5 protein-coding genes are annotated in these 5,864 nt (G+C 45.1%); 1 reads left to right on the top strand and 4 read right to left on the bottom strand.

Going from position 1 to position 5,864, the window contains the following annotated elements; genetic code table 11:
* The first annotated feature begins 45 nt into the window (after positions 1–45).
* On the top strand, positions 46–870 hold the full coding sequence (gene galU / locus JZU62_RS08295) for a UTP--glucose-1-phosphate uridylyltransferase GalU (RefSeq protein WP_295013734.1): 825 nt from the start codon (positions 46–48) through the stop codon (positions 868–870).
* Here galU and JZU62_RS08290 read toward each other — a convergent pair.
* The 4 genes from JZU62_RS08290 to JZU62_RS08275 form a co-directional block, all read right to left on the bottom strand.
* On the bottom strand, positions 867–2,447 hold the full coding sequence (locus JZU62_RS08290) for an N-acetylmuramoyl-L-alanine amidase (protein ID WP_295013732.1): 1,581 nt from the start codon (positions 2,445–2,447) through the stop codon (positions 867–869). The two genes, galU and JZU62_RS08290, sit on opposite strands and share 4 nt — an antisense overlap.
* Before the next feature lie 7 nt (positions 2,448–2,454).
* A complete protein-coding gene (locus tag JZU62_RS08285; RefSeq protein WP_295013730.1) occupies positions 2,455–3,546 on the bottom strand; it encodes a nitronate monooxygenase family protein in 1,092 nt (363 codons plus the stop codon).
* Positions 3,543–4,745, bottom strand: coding sequence for a tyrosine--tRNA ligase (gene tyrS, locus JZU62_RS08280; RefSeq protein ID WP_295013728.1), 1,203 nt, complete (start codon positions 4,743–4,745; stop codon positions 3,543–3,545). Before tyrS ends, JZU62_RS08285 begins: the two co-directional genes overlap by 4 nt.
* A 3-nt stretch (positions 4,746–4,748) precedes the next feature.
* A partial coding sequence (locus JZU62_RS08275; protein ID WP_295013726.1) for a TGS domain-containing protein occupies positions 4,749–5,864 on the bottom strand: 1,116 nt, incomplete at its 5' end.

Below are 5,864 nucleotides of genomic sequence, written 5' to 3'. Positions count from 1 at the left end.
TCTTCGCACTTGTGATAAAATATCATACGTAATCAAGGAGTCTCAATGATCAAAAAGTGTCTTTTTCCTGCTGCCGGGTACGGTACCCGTTTTTTACCTGCGACCAAAGCGATGCCTAAAGAGATGTTGCCCGTACTCACAAAGCCTCTCATCCAATACGGTGTTGAAGAGGCGGTTGAAGCGGGGATGAAAACAATGGCTATCGTCACAGGACGAGGGAAACGGGCATTGGAAGACCATTTTGATGTCAGCTATGAGCTTGAACACCAAATCAAGGGGAGCGATAAAGAGCATTACCTCACGGAGATTCGCTCTCTTATCGATCAATGCACCTTCTCCTACACACGCCAAAATGAGATGAAAGGGTTAGGTCATGCCATCCTCACCGGTGAGACATTGATCGGGAATGAACCCTTTGCCGTCATTTTAGCCGATGACTTATGCGATGGGAACGGGAACGGCGGAATCTTGTCTCAAATGGTAGAGCTTTTTAATAAGTATAAATGCTCCATTGTCGCCATCGAAGAGATCGACCCGAGTCAAACCAACCGCTATGGGATAATCGAGGGGAAAGAGATCGAAGAGGGAGTTTATATGATCTCTAACATGGTCGAAAAGCCTGATCCCTCTGTCGCACCAAGTAATCTTGCTATCATCGGTCGTTATATCCTCACTCCTGACATATTCGGGATTATCGAAAACACCCCTGCGGGAAAAGGGGGAGAGATCCAAATTACCGATGCACTTATGACACAAGCGCAAAAAGGGATGGTCTTAGCCTATAAATTCAAAGGGAAGCGATTTGACTGCGGAAGTGTAGAGGGATTTGTCGAAGCAACCAACTACTTTTTTGATAAAACGAAACTTTAACTGTTATTGGCAAAATATCTGCCGATCCCCTCTAATAACCCATCCACAAGCCATCGCTGGTATTTATCATCAGCGATACGCGCTGATTCCTCAGGATGACTGATATAGCCCACCTCTAACAATACTGCGGGCATTTGTGCTCCTACAAGAACCCAAAAAGGTGCTTCTCGTACACTGTTATCATGAACATTGGGAAACTGCTTACGTAAACTTCCCAACATCCCTTTTTGTAAATCAATCCCAAGCTTATTGGAAGCAATAATTTTTTCTTTATTTAAAAAGCTCAAAAAGCTCAGCTTGCCGTATTGCCCCATTTCACCCATATCTTCGGAGTTTTCAAGCGCAGCAACCCGCATAGAGCGCTCACTTCGTGTCGGAGAGAGAAAGTACGTCTCAATCCCTTGTGCGGCTAGTGGATCAGATGTTTTAGGGATAGAGTTGGCGTGTACCGAGATAAAGAGATCGGCCTCTTTATCATTAGCGAATTTTGTCCGATCTTTGAGTTCGATAAAGGTATCGTTACTTCGTGTCATATTAACCGTGTAGCCTTGAGCACGTAGTTTTTCGGCAAGTTGCGTTCCGATCTGCAAGACAATATCTTTCTCCATGTATCCATTTCCAACAGCACCGCTGTCTTTCCCTCCGTGCCCCGGATCTATTACAATAATTTTTTTACTTCGATCACGCGGAGTGACATTCACAAGTGGAGGAAGGGCGGAGATTAACAGAGGTTCTTGAACTTCCGGTTTTGTCATAGGAGTTGATGCGAGAGGAGCAGTAATTTTAGGCGGTTCTACGGAGAGATCAATATAAAGAGAAGATGCTTTAGGGGTGGTTTTAATCGAGATCGGATGATCATGTTCTATCACGAGTCGCAGTGTTTTGGCATTGTATTGCGCCATCTGAATACGGTTGATTTTTTGATGTTCTAACGTTTGACTTTTGGAGAGGGTCGAAGAGTCAATATCAATGATGTAACGGTATCGCTTCTTATCCGCCTCAATAATTTTGGACATACGAACTTCAGAGAGGTGAATCGGAGAATCAAAGAGGAGTTCCAAACCGTTATCTTTCCATTGCGTGTTCAAAAGACGGTGACGCATACTCAATGTTATTTCATCATTATACTTGATCGGCTCAGGTTTGAGCATTTTTTCAGGCTCAGGGGTATTGAACTTTTCGGGAGTCGTTAATTTGCTTGCTACTAATGCGGGTTTGAATGTTTTATCGTAAATAACCGAGGGGACGGCAGTATCTGTCAGCTCTGTTTTTACCGAAGATTCGGTTTTTTTTGTATTTACTTTGGTTTTAGCTAAGTCTGCTTGGTATTTTTTAACATCAATACCGAGCTTTTCCCCTCCGCTAACGATCCCCTCAAGAGCTTCTGCCGCTAATGAACTGTTTTTATCGAGCATCGCACGTAAATAAAGGGTTTTAAACTCGTTGTACCCTCGAAACTGCTCGATTTCATCAGTGCTCTCTAGTGCTTTTTTCGCTGATTCTACCCGTTCGGAGAGGGTGACTCCCATTAGGGTTGTCATACTCAACAGTACAATAAAGAAAATACGAATCAGCACGCTGAGCCTACTCCCCGTGAGTGAGTTTTTCCATCAACTCTTTGACGGAGATAATTTCATGAATACGATAGCCGTTGCTTCCGGAAAAAAATAATCCGAGTTCTTTGTCCCCAAGATACGCATCACTAAGGCGATCCGCGATACAAAAACCGACCTCTTTTGCTTCCACACCACGATTACATGGGGCGACACAGTTGGAAATACACTTGATCGAAGGACCGGTTCGTGAATCGACCAAATCACGTAGATGGGTACGAACACCGCGCGCAGGATAACCGACCGGAGATTTCATAAGAGTAATGTCCTCTTCTTTGGCATCGATAAGAACCTGCTTGAAGTTTTCATGGGCATCACACTCATGTGTTCCAATAAAACGGGTTCCCATTTGAACACCCGCCGCACCCAAGTCTACCATTTTATCAATATCGTTTTTATCCCAAACTCCACCTGCGGCGAAAACCGGAATATTTCCCCATAGCGCCGCTTCTTCTACGACAGGAGCGACGAGATTTTCGAGTTGATACTCTTCCATCGCACATTGCTCATAGGTAAACCCTTGGTGTCCGCCACTCAGTGGTCCTTCAAGAATAACTGCATCCGGGAGACGGTTGTACCGTTTTTGCCAACGCTTGCAGATAATAGAGAGCGCTTTGGGAGAGGATACGATAGGTACCAGTGCGACATCCGGATAATCAGCCGTAAACTCCGGCATATTAGTCGGTAATCCCGCGCCTGTAATGATAATATCAATCCCTGCTTCACACGCATCGGTTACAACCCGTCCATAGTCATTGATCGCGTACAAAATATTACACGCCAAAGGGGCATCGCCACAGATTTTACGAGCATTTTTGACAATTGCATCAAGCCCTTTTTTAGAATAAAAGTTCTCAGCATCCAAAGGACGGTTAGCAATGAGTTTATCCGCATGAACTTTGTCTTCATAATATCCTGTTCCGACGGAACTAATAACCCCAAGTCCACCCTCTAAAGAGACCGTTCCCGCAAGGCGATCCCAACTGATACCGACACCCATTCCCCCTTGAACGATAGGAATTTTAATGGTGTACTTGCCGATTTGAATTGGTTTTAAGCTCATTGGGTTACCTTTAATCGCGCAAATTTTCGTTTTCCCACTTGAAGGATGTATTCAGCCGCTTCAAGTTGGTATTGCTCATCGCTTAGTTTATTTTGATCGATTTTAACAGAGCCTTGCTTAATCTCGCGACGGGCTTGTGAAGTTGAGGGGCTAAGGGCGCAGTCAACGAGTGCTTTTGCTACCCAGATCGGACCCTCCAAAGTAAACTCATCCATTTCGCTCGGAATCTCACTTTGGGCATGAACACGTTCAAACTCGGCTTGGGCACCGAGTGCCGCTTCCTCTGAATGGAATCGCGCCGTGATCTCTAATGCGAGGGATTCTTTCACTTTTTTCGGATGAAGCAATCCGTTTTCAACACCGACTTTTAGCGCTTCAATCTCATCCAGCGTTTGGGTGCTCAAAAGTTCATAATAACGCCACATCAAGATATCGCTGATGCTCAAAATCTTTCCGAACATCTCGTTCGGCTCATCGGCAACGGCGATATAGTTCCCTAACGATTTAGACATTTTCTGAACACCGTCAAGACCTTCAAGAATCGGCATCATGAGGACGGATTGCTCTTTCCCGATCTCATAAACACGTTGTAGATGACGCCCCATCAGAAGATTGAATTTTTGATCCGTCCCGCCGATCTCAACATCGCTTTTGAGATGAACACTGTCGTATCCTTGCAAAAGAGGGTATAAAAATTCGCTGATAGAGATCGAAATTCCTGCTTTATGACGTTTATCGAAATCGTCTCGCTCCAACATACGGGCTACATTATAGGTCGTAGTGAGCTCCAACATCCCTGCCGCACCGAGGGGATTAATCCAATCGGCGTTGAAAACAACGGTTGTTTTTTCAGGATCAAGGATTTTAAACACTTGACTCTTATAGCTTTGAGCGTTCTCCTGAATTTGTGCGGGAAGGAGTTTTTTACGCGTTTCACTTTTCCCCGTAGGATCACCGATCTGTGCGGTAAAATCGCCGATCAAAAACTGGATGTGTCCTCCGAATTTTTGGAAAGTGGCTAATTTATGAAGCAATACGGTATGCCCTAAATGCAAATCGGGGGCGGTAGGGTCGAATCCCGCTTTGACCGTATAGGTCTGACCTTTTTCAAAAAAGTTTTTTAACAGTGTCTCAAGACGTGCTTCGTCGATGATTTCGGCAGTGCCGCGTCGTATTTCTCGTAAGGCTGTTTGTATCATGTTTTATCCTTGGCTTCGGTACGCGTCATCGGTCCGAAAAAATTGTATGATTTTCCCTTTTTTCTCTAACTTGGAGCGAAGTCGATTAATATCCGCTTCGAGGGTTTGAAACTCCATCTCACAATACTGAGTATGCTCCGATTTCTCTTTTCCTAACTCTATCGAGTTAATATCGGCTCCCATTTTCGCCATATAGGTGAGCAAATCCGCTAACGCACCCTGAGCACTTTGCATACTAATAATGAGATGGTAGCGAAAATAGTGCTGAGATTTCCACCGCACATAGACCATCGGCTCTCTTCGATCTATCATCCCTGAGGCATTTTTACACATTTTATGGTGGATATGGGCTTTCCCTTCGTGTAAAAAGGCGACGATTTCATCCCCCGTTTTTGGGTGACAGCAATAATCAAATACCGCGTCACCGATACTGCTGTTGGAATAGATCTCCAACGAGGCAAAAACATAAGGTTTTAATCGGAAGCGGTTTCGGGAGAGGAAACTGAAACGGTTGTTTTCACCCAATTCCTGAGTAAAGCGGTTCACCGTCTCTTTGAGCAGATCCAATTCACTCGGAATACGGTGGCGTTGCTCATCGAGATGCGTTTCACTAAATAGCTCATTGAGACGAACAGGGTCCATACTAAAGATGGTGCTCAGAATATTAATCCCCGTTTCGGTGTCGATGGCGCGAATACGCTGATTGCAGTTAGCACGCATACTCGCTTTGGCACGGGAAGTTTTTACCGTATCGATCCAGCTGCATCGGTTGATTTTTTTCGATGCCGTCGTAATTTTGACAATATCGCCGTTGTGCAGTTCATTCAAAAGCGACGCTTTCTCTTTGTTGATCAGACACCCCTCGGCACTGTCTCCGATTTCGGTATGAACGGCATACGCAAAATCGAGAGCCACCGCACCGCGAGGAAGGGTAAACGCTTTGCCTTTCGGGGAGAAGACACTGATGTCTTCACTGAAAAGGTCGTTTTTGATCAGTTCGTAAAACGCTTCTACCGATTCGTTTTGGTACTGGAGGTTATGGAGCCAATCGAGACTGATCGGGTTATTTCCGCCGCTTTTGTATTTCCAGTGGGCGGCAACCCCGAGTTCGGCGGTTTT

It is taken from the genome of Sulfuricurvum sp. (assembly GCF_019163035.1).
In the GTDB taxonomy this organism is placed as follows: domain Bacteria; phylum Campylobacterota; class Campylobacteria; order Campylobacterales; family Sulfurimonadaceae; genus Sulfuricurvum.
The sequence above is the reverse complement of the archived record's forward strand: the minus strand, read 5'-3'. Positions and strand labels throughout refer to the sequence as shown.

Excerpts from the sequence above, each read along its gene's own strand:
- galU (WP_295013734.1), top strand. The coding sequence starts at position 46 with ATGATCAAAAAGTGTCTTTTTCCTGCTGCCGGGTACGGTACCCGTTTT.
- JZU62_RS08285 (WP_295013730.1), bottom strand. The coding sequence starts at position 3,546 with ATGAGCTTAAAACCAATTCAAATCGGCAAGTACACCATTAAAATTCCT.
- tyrS (WP_295013728.1), bottom strand. The coding sequence starts at position 4,745 with ATGATACAAACAGCCTTACGAGAAATACGACGCGGCACTGCCGAAATC.